Genomic DNA, 17,656 nt, shown 5'->3' with positions numbered 1-17,656 from the left:
AGAATTGCCCACCTAATAAGATTAAATAACTTGAGGACTATTTTAATGCCTACAGTTCGTGTAAAAGAAGGCGAAAATCCAGAATATGCGTTAAGACGCTTTAAGCGTTCTTGCGAAAAGGCAGGTATTTTAACCGAATTACGCCGACGTGAATTTTATGAAAAGCCGACTGCTGAGCGCAAACGTAAGCAAGCTGCGGCAGTTAAGCGACACTTAAAGAAAATTTCTCGTGATGTTACTTCTCGTCGTGGAACAAGTCACCGCCGTAAGAAAAGCAACGCGTAATCAATTAGAAGCATGCTTGCGTATAAGCTTACGCAAGCTTCAAAGCCTTATCGAATTGAGTGTAATAGCTTCCTATAAAGTATTACTTGAAACTGTTCCCTGAAACAGTTTAAGTTATAAACTGCAGTAAATCCGATGATGTATCAAGGTCACATTCCATGTGGCCTTTTGTTTTATAAGGAATTCAATAATGACTATTAAAGAACAACTCAATAATGATGTTAAAGACGCAATGCGCGCAAAAGACAAAGAACTTCTGTCTGCTCTACGATTGATTACTGCAGCTGTAAAACAAATTGAAGTTGATGAACGTATCGATGTGAATGACGAACGCATGATGGTCATTCTTGATAAAATGTCTAAGCAACGCAAAGAATCCATTGCTCAATTTGAAAAAGCAAACCGAGAAGATTTAATTGCTCAAGAACAATTTGAACTAGGTATTATTGCAAAATACCTACCTGAGCCATTATCCCAAGCCGAAGTAGAATCACTCATTAGCCAAGCGATCGCTGATACTGGCGCTAAAGTCATGGCAGATATGGGCAAAGTAATGGGTATTCTTAAATCCAAGCTCCAAGGTAGAGCTGATATGGGGCAGGTTAGCGCCTTGATCAAGGCTAAATTGGGCTAAGAATTAGCATGTCTGGCTTGATCCCACAGCCATTCATTGATGAACTCCTGAATCGAACGGATTTAGTCGAGCTGATCGATGGCTACATCCCTTTAAAAAAGAGAGGGGCCAGCTATTTAGCATGCTGCCCTTTTCACAATGAAAAATCCCCTTCCTTCAATGTGGTTGCAAAAAAGCAATTTTATCATTGTTTTGGATGTGGAGCCTCGGGAAATGCCATCAGCTTTGTCATGAACTATCTAAACCAGGGTTTTACAGATGCCATTGATACCCTAGCAACCCGTTTGGGCTTGACAGTCCCAAAGGATGGAAAAACGGAGAAGAACAAAGGCTCCTCCAACTTATACCAATTGCTAAATGAGGTCAGTCAATTTTATCAAAAACAATTAAAGCACAATGGGCACGCTGCTGTCGAATACCTTCAGGGTAGAGGATTGAGTGGAGAAATAGCCAAGCTCTATCAACTAGGATTCGCACCGGACGGTTGGCATACTCTTGAAAAAGAGTTTCCAAAACAACGACAAGATTTGCTAGCAACTGGTATGTTGATTAAGAGCGATGAAGGTAAAATATACGACCGTTATCGACAGCGCATAATGTTCCCAATCCTTGATAGAAACGGAAAAATGATAGGCTTTGGTGGACGAGTACTCGATGCACAGCAAAAACCAAAATACCTTAATTCTCCTGAAACTGCGCTGTTTCAAAAAGGCCGTGAGTTATATGGCTTATATCAAGTCATTTCACAGCAAAAAACTCCAGATTACATCATTGTTGTTGAAGGATATATGGATGTCATAGCCCTAGCACAACATGGAATAACTAGTGTGGTAGCTACACTAGGAACCGCTACTAGCAGCTACCATATACAACTTCTAGCGAAATACACCAAACACATTATCTTTTGCTTCGATGGCGATGCGGCTGGAAAGCAAGCAGCTTGGCGTGCTTTAGAAAGTAGCTTGCCTCACCTGCATTCTGGTTTAGATGCTGGTTTCATGTTTTTACCCAGCGAACATGATCCCGATAGCTTAATTCGGCAGCAAGGAAAAGAGAATTTTTTAAGCCTACTCAAGAATTGTACCCCACTACATCGTTTTTTCTTTAATACCCTCAGCGAAGATATAAACCTAACAAGCCCAGCCGGTAAAACTCAATTAATTCACTTGGTAAAACCTTATTTACAAAAAATGGCAGAGGGTACCTATAAGCAATTGATCATTGATGATTTAGCACGTCTAACCCACATTGAAAATCATCGTTTAGAACAACTTATTTATGAAAAATCTGAAGTTAAAGTTGAAAAGCCCTCGGCAATAGTTCGATCTCCAATACGCGTAGCCATTGCCTTATTGCTGCAAAATCCAGAAATTTACAGCAAAACAAAAGAGTTTATAAACAGCTCTCTTCTTGATAGCAATGAACATCATGTATTGGTCAGTGTATTAACTCAATTGGAAACCAATCCAAATGCAACAACTGCAACCCTGATCGAATCTTGGCGCAACAGCAGTTATTTTGAATCCATTACTAAATTAGCTGCTTGGGATCATCAAGTTCCTGAACAGGAATTAATGAAGGAATTTCTCGATATTTTATCCTTTTTACAAAAGCAGAATCAGGATCAATCTATACGTCAATTGATCGATAAATCAAGAACAACCGGATTAAGCAATGATGAGCGAATGCTTTTACAGCGCTTACTTAAGGAACGACATGTACAAACCGAAAATCAAAAATAAAAAACTTGAAATACTGGCATGTTGCTTTTACCCAGTTTATAATCTAAAACTTTCTGTAAATTTTAATTGTTCCATAAGAAGTGCCTATGACCATGAATGAACAAGAACAGCAAAGCTCGCAAATAACGAAAGTCATCAGCTTAGGAAAAGAGCAAGGTTATTTGACTTACAGCCAAATTAACGACCTTCTACCTAATATTGTTGATACTGAACATTTCGATGTCATTATCAGCATGCTTGAAGGCATGAATATCAAGGTTTTCGAAGTCCCTCCAGGAGAGGACGAGATAGCACTTCTGTTAAATACCGAAGAAGTTCCAGACATCGAAGAAGCTGCGATGGTTCTTGCTTCAGTTGACAAGGAAACGGGTAGAACAACTGATCCGGTGCGTATGTACATGCGTGAAATGGGTACAGTGGAATTGCTTACTCGCGAAGGTGAAATTCGCATTGCTAAACGCATTGAAGAAGGAATTTACCAGGTTCTTAAGTCATTGGCGCACTATCCTGAAACGGTACAACTCGTTCTTGATGATTACGATAGATTTATCGCTGAAGAAATACGTCTGAATGAAATCATCAGTGGCTTCTCTGACGTCGACGAAGAAATTGCTCCACCAACTAGCATTGGCTCAATGCTTGATGAAGAGCAGCAAGAATCTGCCCTTCTTGATGTGGATGAAGAAGACGAAGAAGGTGGTGGTGATGGCGATGGCCTTCCGGACGTTGATGATGGGCCAAACCCTGAACAAGCTAAAGAATATTTTGACGAATTACGCAATACCTTTACCATCGCTATAAAAGCGCTCAAAGAGCATGGTCGTACAAATAAAAAGACCGTTGAACTTTTAGACACGATGTCAGAATCGTTTTTAAAGCTCAAATTAACGTCCAGACAAGTGGATAAACTAACACGCCACTTCCGTCAGTTGCGGAACCACATCAGAGAGTTTGAGCGGAGCATCATGAAGCTTTGCATAGAAAAAGCTCGTATTCCACGAAAATTATTCATAGACACGTTCCCAGGACAAGAAACAGATCTTGCATGGCTTGATACAATCATTAGCAAACAAGCTAAAAAGCTGGATCTGCCAAGAATCGAAGAGTATCGAGAAGAAATTCTGCGATTACAATCTAGATTAGCGTCATTTGAAGAAGAATACGGATTAACCATTAGCGAAATCAAAGACATTAACCGTAAAATGTCCATTGGAGAAGCAAAAGCTAGACGAGCCAAGAAAGAAATGGTTGAAGCCAACTTACGTCTCGTTATCTCCATTGCAAAAAAATACACCAACCGTGGCTTGCAATTCCTTGACCTCATTCAAGAAGGCAATATCGGTTTGATGAAGGCAGTAGACAAATTCGAATACCGCCGTGGCTACAAATTCTCCACTTATGCCACTTGGTGGATTCGGCAAGCAATCACCCGATCTATTGCAGATCAGGCACGCACCATTCGTATTCCAGTGCACATGATTGAAACCATCAATAAGCTAAACAGAATTTCTAGACAAATTCTGCAAGAAACAGGTCGAGAAGCTACACCTGAAGAATTGGCAGAAAAAATGGAACTGAGCGAAGAAAAAATTCGCAAAGTTCTCAAAATTGCCAAAGAGCCTATCTCTATGGAAACACCCGTTGGTGACGATGACGACTCTCATTTAGGGGATTTCATCGAAGACAACAACATCGAATCTCCGATAGACATGGCAACAGCGGAAGGATTAAGAGAAGCCACCCTAGAAATTCTCGAAACCCTAACGCCAAGAGAAGCCAAAGTTCTTCGCATGCGTTTTGGTATCGAAATGAACACCGATCACACTCTAGAAGAGGTAGGTAAGCAATTCGACGTAACCAGGGAAAGAATTCGACAAATCGAAGCAAAAGCCCTAAGAAAACTACGCCATCCATCCCGCTCAGAAAAACTAAGAAGCTTCTTAGAAGGTGACGAAGGCTAATTAAAAATAATACAATGTAGGTTGGCGCAGAGCAAAGCGAAGCCCAACAAACAGGAGCAAAGCGACCACATTTTAAAAAATGCGGAAATCTCCACTACCAACCTACAAAACTAAACTAAAGATTTACAAAAAAAACTAGAACATTAATCAAATTAAGTTTAAAATGACCACCTCTCCGGGCCCATAGCTCAGTTGGTCAGAGCAGCGGACTCATAATCCGTTGGTCCTAGGTTCAAGTCCTAGTGGGCCCACCAATTTATACCTTTAAAATCAATAACTTACGTTGATCACCTGTTTTAACGCAAAAGTCCTTGCGTGACTTTTGCGTGACCTAGATCACGCACTTACAAACCTACGTGACTTTCCCTTAGAGTATTTTGACATGCAGGTCTACTCTTTAGGTTTCTCAATAACGTTAATATCACTCCGCTTTTACGATTCTCACAAACCTTATTCGCAGCTTGATATAAACTTTGCAACTCAGCTGAGGAATAGTGAGTTGTAATCCTACCTGAACGATGCCCAAGTAAATCTTGCCTATCTTCAAAACTTACCCCTGAAGCTCTTAACCGTCTACCAAAAGTATGCTTTAAATCATGCACTCTTACTTCAGGCAATTTCGCCTTGTCCCTAGCCTGTCGCCAACCAGTCGATAACATACGACTTAGTGGTCGACCTTTAAAACTAAAAACATGAGTAGGATGTTTACCTCTCTCCCCTTCTATAACTTCCCGAACTGTTTCATTACAAACAATCAGCCGTTCCTCACCGTTTTTGACCAGTTCACCTGGTACAATAAAAACGATGATGTGTGGCAATTCTGGAATTTGTATTTCCCAATCCCAGCGCAGTTCACATATTTCGCGATCCCGACACCCTGTATTTACGGCAAACAAAGCCATATTTTTCAGATGTTCGGGTAACTGCTGAAACAGCTTGTGCTGTTCATCCCAACTTAATGGATAAGGCTTCCTTAAATCTGGCTCAGGCAAAAGTTTTATCTTTGGCGCTGAAATTAGCCAGGTTAAGCCAAACTCGTCCATCCATTCACTGGCCGCTAAATTTAATATACGCCTAACAATTTTCAAACCATGATTGATAGTTCGCATACTCACATTATCCTTTCTTCGACCTTCAATAAAGGATTGCAAGCTACCGATATGAATTGCTTCAATAGGCAAATCGCCAATGTATTTAACCACTTCTCGCAAACGACCAGCATCATCACTGATACTGCGTTTGTGTTGGTTTTCCATCAGAAATTTAGTAGCGGCTTCTTTGAATGTTCTTTTTGGGCGAACACCGTAGACTGTTGCTAATCTTATCTCTTCGAGACGCCTTGCGAGATACTTTTCCGCCTCTTCGAGGTTGTCAGTACCAGTGCTTTCACAAAGTCGTCGTCCGAAGACCTTTTTGTCAATACACCAGACGCTGCCACGCTTTTGCAGTCCTGGTGTTCTTTTTCGTCCCATAATTCCAAACTCCTACTTTTTACTGCCGCGGGACGACCACTACACTGTATATAATCGTCTACCCAAGCGTCTAAATCAAGTCGATCAAATGCAATACCTTGTGTTCCCATTGGAATCTCAACCAGGCTTGGTCTGACATCTTTATTAAATCGATGTCGATCCATACCTACATAGGACGGAGCGTCTCTTAAACGAATTAATCGGGGAATTAGGTGAATATTGTTCATGACTTCTAAACTCCTGTAAATCACACATAATAAATACTCGTTTCGAGCATTTATTAGAGCATATCGAGCATATCACTGCAAATTTTTTTTGGGCTATACCTTAAAAATTTATTCGTACAATGGCAATCAAAGTTTAATATAAGGTGATATTAGTAGTACGCCTGATGCAGCCATTTGCCAGATAGTTTTCCTTTGGGCGCCTAAAAACTTTGCATCCACTTCAATATTTAATGTGTTCATATGCAACTCCATTTAAATCCCTGATGCACATATTGATTATTTGTATTGAGTTCAAGAATTAAATGATAAAGCCTTAGAAGATCCCTTTCGCAATGTGGATTTGTTGGCATTAACTCATCGAAATAAATAGAATGTAATTGTCTTATTGAGCAGTTTAATAAAGCAGCTATATCTATTAGAGTATAGTTAGTTGACTCTAATAGATACTTAATGATGTGCCTACAGATTTGTAGCCTAAAATTATTTTCCACAACGAAAACTCCTTTTCAACTTTTCTGTAGATAGCTACAGAAAATAATTTAAAAATATTTTTTATCTCAATCGGTTTTGACAAGAGTGATGGGATTAAAGCATAATGCCCTTGTCATTTACATCACTAAAATATTTGGACAAATCGCATTTCAGTTCAAAATAACAATAAATTAACCAATAATGATACGAATATGGAATTTTGTAGGAATTTTACTAAAGTATGTTGGGATGAAATTAAAGAAGAAGTAAAAAGATCTAATCCTGAGTTTTTTTTCTTAGTTGATGAAATAGCGCCCGGAAATGATTTCCCACTTTATCTTTTTAATTTTGGATATGGTGATTTAATTGGTGATTCTGAAACCTTTTATATTCCGCACCAAGGAAAGCTTAAATCCCTTAATAATTTTTCATCTATAGAGTCAATTACGAAAGACCTTATTTATGGATTTCATAGTTGTCCATTAGGTCTTGTCTTAGATAAATGCTTTGAATGGTACTTAAGAGGTAATGCAGAAAATGAAACGTATCCTGTTTACATTGATAAAAAAGGAGCTTTTTTTAATATTGGACATGTAACCCAGGTAAAACCACTTAAACGATATTTACCTAATAGCATACTTTCTGTAAAAGCTGGGGCACAAACGACTCTTGTAACACAAAACATTGGATGCAAAAGAAGCCATAATCGTCTTATTCGTTCTGGAATTGACTGCACCATCCCCAATTCATATCATGATCACAGTGATCTCTTTAAGCGAATTTACCAGTCTTGCCCATCTGAAAGTAAATGGAGGGCCTCAATTGTTTACTTCTCTGAAAAATGGATAGAAAATATAGTTAATAATCCTGATTGGATACATATTAATAAGTATTTCTTTAAATATTATCTAAATTCTTATGCTTACACCTACTATGGAGACTATTATCAACATATTTTTAGGGTTGCTTTTGATAAGTCGAATTTAGAGCGCGATTTTTTTATTCAAGATACTGCTAAATATATCTTTGAAATTCTAATAGGTGAAAAGTATGGGTTTTCTTTTAGTAACACGGATGAGTTCTTGCCTGCATCATGGGTTTCCTATGTTTTAAAAGATATTTATAAACTAAAAACAGAACCATCTATATTAATACCTAAAAAACATGTTGAAAAAAATCCAGTATATTTTTCGCTTCAACATCCTATTTTCAGACCATATCAAGGTTTATCCAGAAAAAAAGCGACTTTAATGTCTGAGCTTGAAAATATAAAAATCGCTGCAACTAAATATAAAGAATTATTTTCCTCTACTCATGAAGAGTGGGCCAATACAATTCTTGAAGAAAAGGCCAAAAAATCTCAATTTCATTATTACCATGGGTTTGAGAGTAAAAAGGATTGGCTATCGGACATTCATCATTTGTTCAAAAATGACGCTGGGATGCAGAATTTAAATAATGGGAATTTCTGTCAAGATGCACCATTTTTTAAAGGATGCATCTCAATAAACAGCCTCTAACCGCCGTTCTCTTTTAGAATTAAATACTAAGAAAGCACTCATGAAACAAAGCAAAGAAGATATTGTCCAAGCACTTTGGGCATTGAAATAATACATCGCTATACCTGATATGAGAGGACCAATCATCATGCCTAACGCATATGCACTACGCCACGCCCCTATTCCTAAGCCACTGTGATTAGAACTTCCATATTGATGACATAATGCAACAGAATATGCCATAAATAACATTTCACCAAGAGTAAAAACTAATAGCGAACAAAACATTCCTAGTATAGTAGTAGACAAACCCATAGAAAAGGTTGATGCTCCTAATAAAATACAGCCTATACAAGCAACTGCATGTTTATTGAAACCCTCAATTCGTTTTGATAATTTTACTTGAAATAATGCAATTAAAATTGGATCAGTTGCGAAAAAAAATCCAATAACTAAAGAACTTCCAATTGTTTCGTTTAAGTGAATCCCTAGTACTGTTTTTTGTATCCCATAAGTCAAACCGATGCAAAATACTGAAAATAACATTGGAATGAGCGAGCTATAGATTGTCTCAATCTCTTCCTTATTACTGGTTGTTGCAACTACATCATCATTGCTGATTTCTAATTTTATAAAAATAACGGTTGAAAATACTATTAAAGTAACGCCAACCAAAATCATTGCTAATTTAAAATGATTTTGCGCTAAAAGCATTATTAATACCATTGCCACAATACCACCAGTATTTTCTAGTGCATTTTTGTAAGATTGAGCAATCGTTAAACTGTGATTTGTCTTTCTTGAAATCTGCAAAAAAGATGAGTTACTGCAAGTGATAAACAAGTTGATTCCAAATCCCATTAAAAATACAAAGGCAACAGATAAATGAAAGGAACTTACTTTTGCTAAAATAACAAACGCTACTCCTATGAGTAAGAAACTTGTGCCTATGATATCCTTTGCTTGTGCTTTGCCCGTAACGTATCCACCACATATACTGCCCAAAATGGCTCCAATCCCCATTGCAAAGCCTAAAAAACCAATATTTAATTTATTAAAATTAGTGCTTACACTAAAAAAATACGCAATATGATAAGATAGGCCGCCTCCAATAGCTTCTATAAAAGAAAGAGCTAATAACAATTTACAAGCGACTGGTAAATCCCTAAAAGAAAAGCCTACCTTAGAAGAGCTGACTGTTGAGCTCATTGTACTCCCTCACCTTAAATAAATATTAGATACATCCACTTAACCTATGCCATTTGATTTAATAACCTTAATGCATCAGAACTCGGCACTCGAAGATTTTCATCGGGAGGAATATACAAAGTAGATAATGTTGTTAACTCTTGCCTATCAAGTTGCTCTAACTCAAACTCAGTTATCTTTGGATAAGTACCAGGATAAAGAGCAGCTTCGTAAATAATAGCCTTTTTTCCATTTTTATAGAGCTTAGTTAATTTATTTTTAATAAAATTGATGGCTTCCAAATTGACTGTATTCGTTGGTAACCCCAAATTTCCAACCATACAAATCTGGTAAACCACTACATGAGAAGAAGTATCTACTGATCTATCGTACAAAAGATATTCCGTAGCATCAAATGACTGTATACCTCCAGATGCAGGGTCAAATCTAAGATCGGCATATAAACAGTCTTGAGCTGAAATACCGGGACACACTACTGTTTTAATGTTATTACTAAGCCCAGAGAAAGCAAGCAATCCAGGAGTGGCAAATACACATGGATGGCCATATATAACAACACATAGAGAGTCTACATCTTCGATCTCTCTATAAATAAATTGTGCCACATTTTTATAAGCATTTTCTCTTGAGTTAGAGTTAAAGTAGATTGCATCCAATGACTCTGATAATTTCGCTAATTTATGAATATAACGCTCTAGCAAGGGTTCATTAACTAAATACAATACCTTGTCACAAGTACATATATATCCTTTTGCTTCCTCTGTAATATGAGCGATTGTTTTAATTCCAGTACCAACTAACGCTAAAACTTTCACTTAACTCCCTATTAGGTCAGTGTAAAAACATGTGTCATATCGGGATACGGGATCACATGTGTCATATCCGAAAAGTTCCTTTTATTTGTGGTTAACTTCCTGATCTTATGGGTATCTGAGTTTTTATATGATTCAATCAAGCTTTTATTTAAAATACAATCCTCTAAAATCACTGTATCAAGGAGAGGATTTTTCACCAATGACTCCACTGCATCCAATAATTCCATAGTCCCTCCAAAATTTGGTAATCAAAATTTTGTACTATTTATTTTATAAAAAATTTAGATCAATAGATTATCAAAAATCAACCATTATCAAGGATTCTTTTATTGCAAATAAAATATCTGTACATACAACATCATTACGAACTGATTAGCATTATTCCATAAATGTGTGTTTTTTTGAACACAAATTATTTTACACTTTTTTAGTGCATGTCTTCTCTGACACCTGGGTTCAAAGCCAAGTTCTGTTCACGTAATGGTCTAAGGGTTTTGACAACCCAGTTAACAGATACGGCACATTATCTATCTAAAAAAATATACCTTTCCCTCACAAGTTATTGTGTGACAAAAAACCAACTCGATTTATAATGATAATCGATCCCTCCTAACCGATTCATAAAAAATCATGGCTATATTCCTATTAACAGAACGGCTTATTTTGACAACACCCAAATTAGAAGACCTTGATGAAGTATTCGAACTTCAATCAGATCCAGAAGTGATGCGTTATATAGGCGACGGTGTTCGGACAAAAGCTATGGTTGCAACTTTTTTGAATATGGCTATTGAACATTATGCCAAACATGGGTTTAGTTTTTTTTCAGTACGTGAAAAAGATACTAATCATTTTATCGGTCAGGCCGGCTTGATTTATCTTGGCTACGATGACAACCAACCCCAAATAGAGGTAGGTTACCGTTTACACTCAAGATATTGGGGAAAAGGCTAAGCTACTGAACTGACTACCGCCTTAATTAAATGGGGTTTTGATAATCTGAATATACCAACTCTAATGGCTGTGGTTGAACCTAATAATGTTGCTTCTTATAAGGTTCTTCTAAAGGCTGGTATGATTAATACTGGAACAACAACCTATTGGAACCGAGAAGTAACCTGTTTTGAAATCAAAAATTATAAATTAAAATGAGTTACACAATATATTGAATAAAACTCAACTTCATAAATCCTGGTGGGTATACATGCTTAAATGTGAAAACAATAGCTACTACACAGGATATACCGATAATCTTGAAAGGCGCTTTCAAGCACATATTTCTGGAAAAGGTGCCAAATACACAAAGAGCTTCAAACCACTCTCGATAGCCCAAAGTTGGGAGGTGCTGGGCGACAAATCCACTGCTATGCAGATAGAACGCCTCATCAAAAAACTTTCAAAAAAGGAAAAAGAACATTTGATTTTAAACCCTGATATTTTATATCAAATGCTCGCCCTTCCCCCTACGACACATAAATGATCAATTAAGGTACATAGCAATAGCAACTTAGACTTGTGTACTGTATAAAATGGCGACTCCTTCTTGACTAGCTCATCAGGATGAAAAACGGGGGTTTTGTTAACTCATATGCTTGACCTTTAATGCTACAGAAGATCAATTTTATTGAAGTTAAGAAATACAGTTATTAATTCTAAGTAAAAGAGATGTTCTATTTGTGAATAACTTAAGTTTGTTGGGAGGAAGCTCTCTTCAGTATATTTGGTGCATATTCTGATACATATAGAATCAATGATAACGGGCCATATAAGTATGAAATTGACCTCCATCCAGTATCCTTGAGCCGCTCAGAAATTTTTTTATCATAAATGATTCCTTGTGGCCTTTGTTTTGCATTAGCTAGATCAACTTCAATATGAAATAGAAGATCTAATTTTTCACGTATTTCAAGCGGATACTGCGGTTTGTCTCGCCTCTTTCTGTTTGCCAATTCAAAAGAATTTTGAATGATCTTCTCACTTAAATATTCTGGTTCAAGATACTCACCTTCAAAACCAGGATTAGCATTAATTAATTCATCTCGAGTTTTTGCATTAGTAATACGGTTCTTGAATTTCTGGTCTTCATCTTTAATTTTATAATCTTCTGGGTAAAGGATTTTTTTTAACTGAAAGCTGCAATCTTTAAAAGAAATATCTGTTTTACTACCTTGATGCTCTTTTATAATTTCTTCTTCATTAAAGTTGATGCTATGTATTTTTAAAAACTCTCGTACAATCCATATTTCTTCATCGGAAAGATCATGTTTTAAGCGAGCATTTAGTCCTTCAATATATTTTTTTTTGAAGTTTTCTAATTCATCATCCATGGGTAATATCCAGCAATTAATTTGATTGAAGTATAGCTAATTTAAAACATTATCTCTGATCTAATTAGTAAACATATTATTTGTTGAGCGAGTGCCCTTCCCCCGTCATGCTCTATAACTTAATTATGCTATATTTTAATATGTATTAATAATTTATGGATAATTATGTCAATATTAAATGGATTTTATAAAAGTAAATATGCAAACTGCTCTGAATACAAAAACGCCCCTTGTTATAGGTCTTTAATATCTATCGCTTTCTTTGAATACTATTTGCATTGTTTAATGCTAGAGGAAGTTAGAAAAGAAATTAATAAGTTTACCTCATCAGCACGTGAAGCAGAGAAATACATTCTAACATATGATTTTGATGAGGACGATCCAACTTTTTTAATGGAATTCTACCCTCTAGAGTTCGTTGAGGGATGGGGTGCTATATATGTAGATCATACTCATACCTGTTATCCACTAATACTTTATCCCCAAGCCCATAAAATTAAAACATCAACAAGGATAGAGGGCTTTTTACATGCTGTCGAATCCATTCATGGTGAAGTGGATAATTTACTGAATCTATTTTTAAAATATGAAATAATTAGACATTTAGAAGACGATGCGCAGATAAAATCAAACTGGTCAAATTACCATAAGGATTTACACACATTTATCCATAATCAATATTCTTAGAAGAGACTTTGTATAGCCTTTATTAAGTATGTGCGTTTTCGAAACTTTGATGAATCAATGCTTTAGTGTATGCCCTAACTCTTGAAAAAACTGAATGACATAATCACATATTTGCGAATACAACCTACTATTAAATTGCAATTCATTTCCATTCACTAAAGAAGCAAAGCCGTTTTGCACTAAACTCTCCCTTTCAATAGTACTTAATGAGCAATCTGAATGAGAAACTTTATTTCTTAATATAGATAAGCACTTAAAATATTTTCGCCAAATTTTTTTTCTATCTTCTGCCATAGAACTGATATTTTTTAAAGAGGCTTCTAAGTAATCGTCGAAAGATGGTTTTTTAGGAGCTAGTGATTCAATTAACTTGATTTGCTTATTTGTTAATTTACCGTCCAGTTCTTTTAAAAGAGAATTAATCTTTTTTTTACTTTTGATTTCTATAATTTTGCAGCTTTCGGCAAGTGCTCTTTCTACTGAGGTTTGTATGCTCGATAAAAAAGATCGATGAACTGCCTGCATAAGACTAACCCAATTATTATCGTCATTAAAGCTGATCCTACGATTGCCGCCATCCAAACTATTAGCCGGAGCAGTGAGAAGTCCAATAGTATTGTCAACAATTGTACCTATATACTGAAAACAATTATCCGATGGCGCAGCAGTTTTTTTTGATATTATAATTAACTCTTCCAAAGTTGTTAAAATATGTTGTAAGTGTGAGTTCCTATTTATCTCATTAGTGGCTTTCATATTAAATGAGCATCCTTAATTATTCCCTTTAACTTATCACTGATTAATATACTTATACAATGTAGTTTTCCCTACACCCACCATCTTACAAATAGATTGAATTGAATGTCTTTTATTAGCATAGAGTGTTTTTACTAGCTCTTTTTGTTCATCATTCAGCTTTTCTGGTCTGCCATCTTGCCTACCTCTAGCCCTTGCCGCTTCGAGCCCAGCAAGTGTTCGCTCCTTAATTAAATTTCGTTCAAACTCCGAAAGTGCGCCAAAGACATGAAACATAAACGTTCCAGAAGTGGTTTCCATGTTAATAGATTCAGTAATACTATGAAATCCTATCCCTTTTTCTTCAAGCTTACTGACATAAGAAATAAGATCGTTTTGTGGAAGACCTTTTCATTGTATATATTATGATTTTTATAATAACAAGATGGCTTGAGTCTTAATGTAGCTTTGGTTTTTCCTCATCAATCAAAAGTAAGTCTACACTCTCAAAGCCCTAACCAAACTAAACCCACATCCAATAATCTGAGCCTGAAGTTCACCATAACCTACACGAATATCAGCCCAATCCTCATTAAGCGCGATTAACTCAAACTGCTGTGTCTCTTTAGATGCTGATAACTGCTTATATTTGCGAACAATAACCTCCTGCTCTCCCTCAAGCAAAGCCACTACCAAATCACCAGGCTTAGGGCTGGTATCAGGATCTACTATGATGACATCATTAATCCGAAACTCAGGCATCATGCTTTCATCTTTGATCTGCAACGCAAAAGCGTTCTTTCCAATGCTATCGCTGACAGCTGTGCTAACAGGAATAAACTCAACCTTGGTATCAACATCTTCTTTGATTTTTTGGATGACGGCTACTGGGTCAACTGCTTGTTTGAAATCCAAGATAGGAACCAATGCCCCCATGCCAGGGGACCTAGTCATCTTGCCTTCACGATTATCGGTTAAGCACATCAAATAAGAGGCTGAAACTTCTAGTGCATCAGCCAGCAATTTAATTTCTGTTGGGCCGGGGGTACGGTCCCCTCTTTCATAATTATTAATACGTGAAGTTTTCAATTCACTGGTCAACTCAGCCAATGCCTTTCTCGTCAAGCCTTTGGCTTTACGTTCATTCATGATTCTTTGGCCGATTTTCTCTTTGATGTTCATACCCATTCCACGGTTTTTGGATAATAAATTAATCCTTTTATCTCTTGACAATTGCTCTTTATGTGTTATTTTGGATCTATTAATTACTCGAAACGAGTAATATAACTCAATAAGAGCCATTTTAAGCCTTAAGTTCTCAAAATGGTAACACAAGTTTCTGTAGGCGCTAAGAGTTTTAGTTAAGGAATAACGGATTATTTATGTACTTTACAGTGAATAACAAGGAATTGGATGCACTCTGTGGGCTTTCATATCTCCAGCAAATTACTTACTTAAGTGGGATTCGTCCATACATGGATCGCAATACCTTCATGGTTGGGATTAAGCGCCGCATAAGCTATCAATCACTTGCTGAGTCACTTTATATTGAACCTCATCCTGGTATTCAAGAATCAGGCTGTCCTAGCCGCCAGCAAATTCGTAGAGCCATTAAAGGACTTGAGCGATCTGGACTTATCGCCATTCAGTCTTGTGATATGAATCTGATTTTAAAATGCCTTTTAGCGGATATCCGTTATTGTGTCCAAAATAAACCCGACACAAACCCAACACAGCAAGCCGACACACAACCGAACACAAAACCCCTTCTAACTACAAGATTTAACGAGCGTGCAGGGACAAAAGCCGACACAGATGAAACCCCACAAGCCGACACACCTTATATAAAAGATAATAATTATATTTATTTATTACGCAACTTTGATCTTTTCTGGGAAATGTACCCCGAGAAAAAATCACGTGAGCGTGCTTTTGAAATCTTCAAGCAAATCAATCCCGATACGCTTCAGTTGCAAACCATGCTGAAAGCCCTTCAACAACAAATCAAGATTTACCAAGCAAAGCAAGCACATGGCGAATGGGCACCTGCTTGGAAATTTCCAGCCAACTGGTTGTCGCAACAATGCTGGGAAGATGAAATCAAACTCGAGTTAAAGCAGGAGAAAAGAAATGAAAAGTGCCGCACAAATACTGATGCAAACCACGATCCCTTCTGGATCCCAGAAGCAGGAGAATCAACAAGTACAGATGAAGATGAATACCAGCAAGACAACGTCATCAACTTCCAACGTTACCGACAATAGCAAAAAACGCATCGATAACCTGTTTAGTCGATTTGCTGTTTTTTATGGAAATTTGTGGCGTAGCCAGTTCAAGAACGAAGGCTTCCTAGAGTTTTGCAAGAAAGAGTGGTTGGTGGGTCTAAGCCCTTTTGATGATGACACTTTAAATCAAGCTATTTTGGCGTGCAGGGATTTTCAAAAAATGCCGCCTAGCCTTCCTCAAATGATTAGTTTTTGTCGAGATATCAAAAGAAAAACCTCATTTTATGTTGCAGATACAGATCATCAACCTGCAAGCCCGAAAGTGGTCGAAGCGCATATCAAGCAATGCAAAGCCTTTTTAATTTAATAACAGAAGGAGAAACATTATGTTGGTTTTAACAAGAAAACTTGGGCAATCGATTGTGATTGGTGATGATATTTACTGCACTGTAGTAGGAGTGAAAGGAGGCCAGGTTCGATTGGGATTTGATGCCCCTAAATCATTATCTATTCACCGAGAAGAAATTCAAAGACGAATCAATAGCGCTCAACAAAATGACTCATGGTTCGATGAACAAATAGCCAGTAAAGAAAACATCGTTGACCGTCTTATCCGCACATTCAAACTCGGACTAAAAGTTGCTGAACGGCATCGATAGGGAGATAAGCATCATGAGAAAGTTATGTTTTAAAAAGATGGCACTAACTCTTTCACTGGCTTCACTACCAAACCTAATTCATGCAAGCCCCGCATCAAAAGAGTACGTGGACAAGCAAATTCATGATTCTCTTGAAGTGGTTCAAGTTCAACTGCATCAACAAAACACAAAAATCGAGGCAGAACTTAAAGAACTAACACACCACATTGGTGAAACATATCAAGGTGGTTTAGTAGTTTGGGTTGATGAGTCTGGGCAGCATGGCCTTATTGCTGCCAAAGGCTCTGCCACATATTCAGCAGTTCAATGGAGAAATGGTGAAAGCGGTGAAAAAACAACGAATGCAAGAGCCAATGGTGTCTTTGCAGGTCTTTCTAATACGCAACTCATTATTTCAGAACAAACGATTGACGATCAAGAAGGGCAATTTGCAGCTCTAGTTGCCCATCAATTTGCAGTTCAGGACGATGGCATGGCGCCTTGTGACAAAACACATATCTGTTATGGCAATTGGTATTTGCCCTCTTTAACTGAATTACAGCTGATACAACAAAACGCATATTTCCAAGGGATTTCGGGACGCTTTTGGAGCTCTAGCGAAGAAAGTATCTCTAGTGCTTATTTGTTGGACTTTAGCAGTGGCAAGGCAATAAGCATGGACAAAGCGACCGAAGCGCTTGTTCTTCCCATCCATTCCTTTTAATGCAT

At 37.1% G+C, this 17,656-nt stretch carries 18 protein-coding genes, 1 tRNA gene and 1 pseudogene; 13 read left to right on the top strand and 7 right to left on the bottom strand.

Features of this window, described 5'->3' with window-relative positions:
• The first annotated feature begins 45 nt into the window (after window positions 1-45).
• The 5 genes from rpsU to Lwal_RS05770 all read left to right on the top strand — a co-directional run bounded on the left by rpsU (window position 46) and on the right by Lwal_RS05770 (window position 4,876).
• Window positions 46-285: a 30S ribosomal protein S21 gene (rpsU, locus tag Lwal_RS05790; protein ID WP_058479884.1), complete on the top strand. Its 240-nt coding sequence runs from the start codon at window positions 46-48 to the stop codon at window positions 283-285.
• Window positions 286-475: 190 nt separating this feature from the next.
• Window positions 476-919, top strand: a complete 444-nt coding sequence (locus tag Lwal_RS05785; protein WP_058479883.1) for a GatB/YqeY domain-containing protein — start codon at window positions 476-478, stop codon at window positions 917-919.
• 8 nt (window positions 920-927) lie between these two features.
• A complete protein-coding gene (gene dnaG, locus Lwal_RS05780) occupies window positions 928-2,661 on the top strand; it encodes a DNA primase (RefSeq protein WP_058479882.1) in 1,734 nt (577 codons plus the stop codon).
• A gap of 86 nt (window positions 2,662-2,747) precedes the next feature.
• Window positions 2,748-4,622 carry an RNA polymerase sigma factor RpoD gene (gene rpoD / locus Lwal_RS05775; RefSeq protein ID WP_058479881.1) on the top strand — a complete coding sequence of 625 codons (1,875 nt, stop codon included), beginning with the start codon at window positions 2,748-2,750 and terminating at the stop codon, window positions 4,620-4,622.
• A gap of 177 nt (window positions 4,623-4,799) precedes the next feature.
• Window positions 4,800-4,876: transfer RNA gene (locus tag Lwal_RS05770), tRNA-Ile, on the top strand.
• A 90-nt stretch (window positions 4,877-4,966) separates the two neighbouring features.
• Here Lwal_RS05770 and Lwal_RS05765 read toward each other — a convergent pair.
• Window positions 4,967-6,094, bottom strand: coding sequence for a tyrosine-type recombinase/integrase (locus tag Lwal_RS05765; protein WP_028377809.1), 1,128 nt, complete (start codon window positions 6,092-6,094; stop codon window positions 4,967-4,969).
• Window positions 6,095-7,004: 910 nt separating this feature from the next.
• Here Lwal_RS05765 and Lwal_RS05760 point away from each other — a divergent pair.
• Window positions 7,005-8,312, top strand: coding sequence for a hypothetical protein (locus Lwal_RS05760; protein WP_028377808.1), 1,308 nt, complete (start codon window positions 7,005-7,007; stop codon window positions 8,310-8,312).
• Here Lwal_RS05760 and Lwal_RS05755 read toward each other — a convergent pair.
• Together Lwal_RS05755 and Lwal_RS05750 are read right to left on the bottom strand one after the other, a co-directional pair.
• Window positions 8,295-9,500 carry an MFS transporter gene (locus tag Lwal_RS05755; RefSeq protein WP_058479880.1) on the bottom strand — a complete coding sequence of 402 codons (1,206 nt, stop codon included), beginning with the start codon at window positions 9,498-9,500 and terminating at the stop codon, window positions 8,295-8,297. The two genes, Lwal_RS05760 and Lwal_RS05755, sit on opposite strands and share 18 nt — an antisense overlap.
• A 44-nt stretch (window positions 9,501-9,544) precedes the next feature.
• Entirely contained in the window at window positions 9,545-10,315 is a 771-nt protein-coding gene (locus Lwal_RS05750) for an SAM-dependent methyltransferase (protein WP_058479879.1), read from the bottom strand.
• 630 nt (window positions 10,316-10,945) lie between these two features.
• Between Lwal_RS05750 and Lwal_RS16995 the strand changes: the two are divergent.
• Together Lwal_RS16995 and Lwal_RS05735 are read left to right on the top strand one after the other, a co-directional pair.
• Window positions 10,946-11,467, top strand: a pseudogene (locus Lwal_RS16995) (GNAT family N-acetyltransferase).
• 52 nt (window positions 11,468-11,519) lie between these two features.
• On the top strand, window positions 11,520-11,795 hold the full coding sequence (locus Lwal_RS05735; protein WP_028378543.1) for a GIY-YIG nuclease family protein: 276 nt from the start codon (window positions 11,520-11,522) through the stop codon (window positions 11,793-11,795).
• Between the two features lie 205 nt (window positions 11,796-12,000).
• On the opposite strand, the gene Lwal_RS05730 is transcribed toward Lwal_RS05735, so the two are convergent.
• The gene (locus tag Lwal_RS05730; protein ID WP_028378544.1) at window positions 12,001-12,642 is read right to left on the bottom strand and encodes a PDDEXK family nuclease; all 642 of its coding nucleotides are present in this window, start codon (window positions 12,640-12,642) and stop codon (window positions 12,001-12,003) included.
• Window positions 12,643-12,807: 165 nt separating this feature from the next.
• On the opposite strand from Lwal_RS05730, the gene Lwal_RS05725 reads away from it, so the two are divergent.
• On the top strand, window positions 12,808-13,329 hold the full coding sequence (locus tag Lwal_RS05725; RefSeq protein ID WP_019234698.1) for a hypothetical protein: 522 nt from the start codon (window positions 12,808-12,810) through the stop codon (window positions 13,327-13,329).
• A 54-nt stretch (window positions 13,330-13,383) separates the two neighbouring features.
• Here the strand turns inward: Lwal_RS05725 and Lwal_RS05720 are convergent, their stop codons facing one another.
• The 3 genes from Lwal_RS05720 to Lwal_RS05710 form a co-directional block, all read right to left on the bottom strand.
• Complete coding sequence (locus Lwal_RS05720; protein WP_019234697.1) at window positions 13,384-14,085, bottom strand: hypothetical protein; 702 nt, start codon at window positions 14,083-14,085, stop codon at window positions 13,384-13,386.
• A 36-nt stretch (window positions 14,086-14,121) separates the two neighbouring features.
• The gene (locus tag Lwal_RS05715; RefSeq protein WP_202972556.1) at window positions 14,122-14,451 is read right to left on the bottom strand and encodes a recombinase family protein; all 330 of its coding nucleotides are present in this window, start codon (window positions 14,449-14,451) and stop codon (window positions 14,122-14,124) included.
• A 111-nt stretch (window positions 14,452-14,562) separates the two neighbouring features.
• The gene (locus Lwal_RS05710) at window positions 14,563-15,246 is read right to left on the bottom strand and encodes a helix-turn-helix domain-containing protein (RefSeq protein WP_032832002.1); all 684 of its coding nucleotides are present in this window, start codon (window positions 15,244-15,246) and stop codon (window positions 14,563-14,565) included.
• A gap of 200 nt (window positions 15,247-15,446) precedes the next feature.
• Here Lwal_RS05710 and Lwal_RS05705 point away from each other — a divergent pair, with 200 nt between their 5' ends.
• From Lwal_RS05705 to Lwal_RS05690, 4 genes are read left to right on the top strand one after another with little or no spacing between them, the layout of a single operon-like run.
• Window positions 15,447-16,328, top strand: a complete 882-nt coding sequence (locus Lwal_RS05705; RefSeq protein ID WP_028378546.1) for a hypothetical protein — start codon at window positions 15,447-15,449, stop codon at window positions 16,326-16,328.
• Window positions 16,329-16,347: 19 nt separating this feature from the next.
• Complete coding sequence (locus Lwal_RS05700; RefSeq protein WP_028378547.1) at window positions 16,348-16,656, top strand: hypothetical protein; 309 nt, start codon at window positions 16,348-16,350, stop codon at window positions 16,654-16,656.
• A gap of 19 nt (window positions 16,657-16,675) precedes the next feature.
• Window positions 16,676-16,948: a carbon storage regulator CsrA gene (gene csrA, locus Lwal_RS05695; RefSeq protein ID WP_028378548.1), complete on the top strand. Its 273-nt coding sequence runs from the start codon at window positions 16,676-16,678 to the stop codon at window positions 16,946-16,948.
• Window positions 16,949-16,961: 13 nt separating this feature from the next.
• Window positions 16,962-17,651 carry a hypothetical protein gene (locus tag Lwal_RS05690; RefSeq protein ID WP_032831999.1) on the top strand — a complete coding sequence of 230 codons (690 nt, stop codon included), beginning with the start codon at window positions 16,962-16,964 and terminating at the stop codon, window positions 17,649-17,651.
• Window positions 17,652-17,656 lie beyond the last annotated feature (5 nt).

The sequence above is a fragment of the Legionella waltersii genome, from assembly GCF_001468085.1.
Taxonomy (GTDB): Bacteria; Pseudomonadota; Gammaproteobacteria; order Legionellales; family Legionellaceae; genus Legionella; species Legionella waltersii.
The sequence above is the reverse complement of the archived record's forward strand: the minus strand, read 5'-3'. Positions and strand labels throughout refer to the sequence as shown.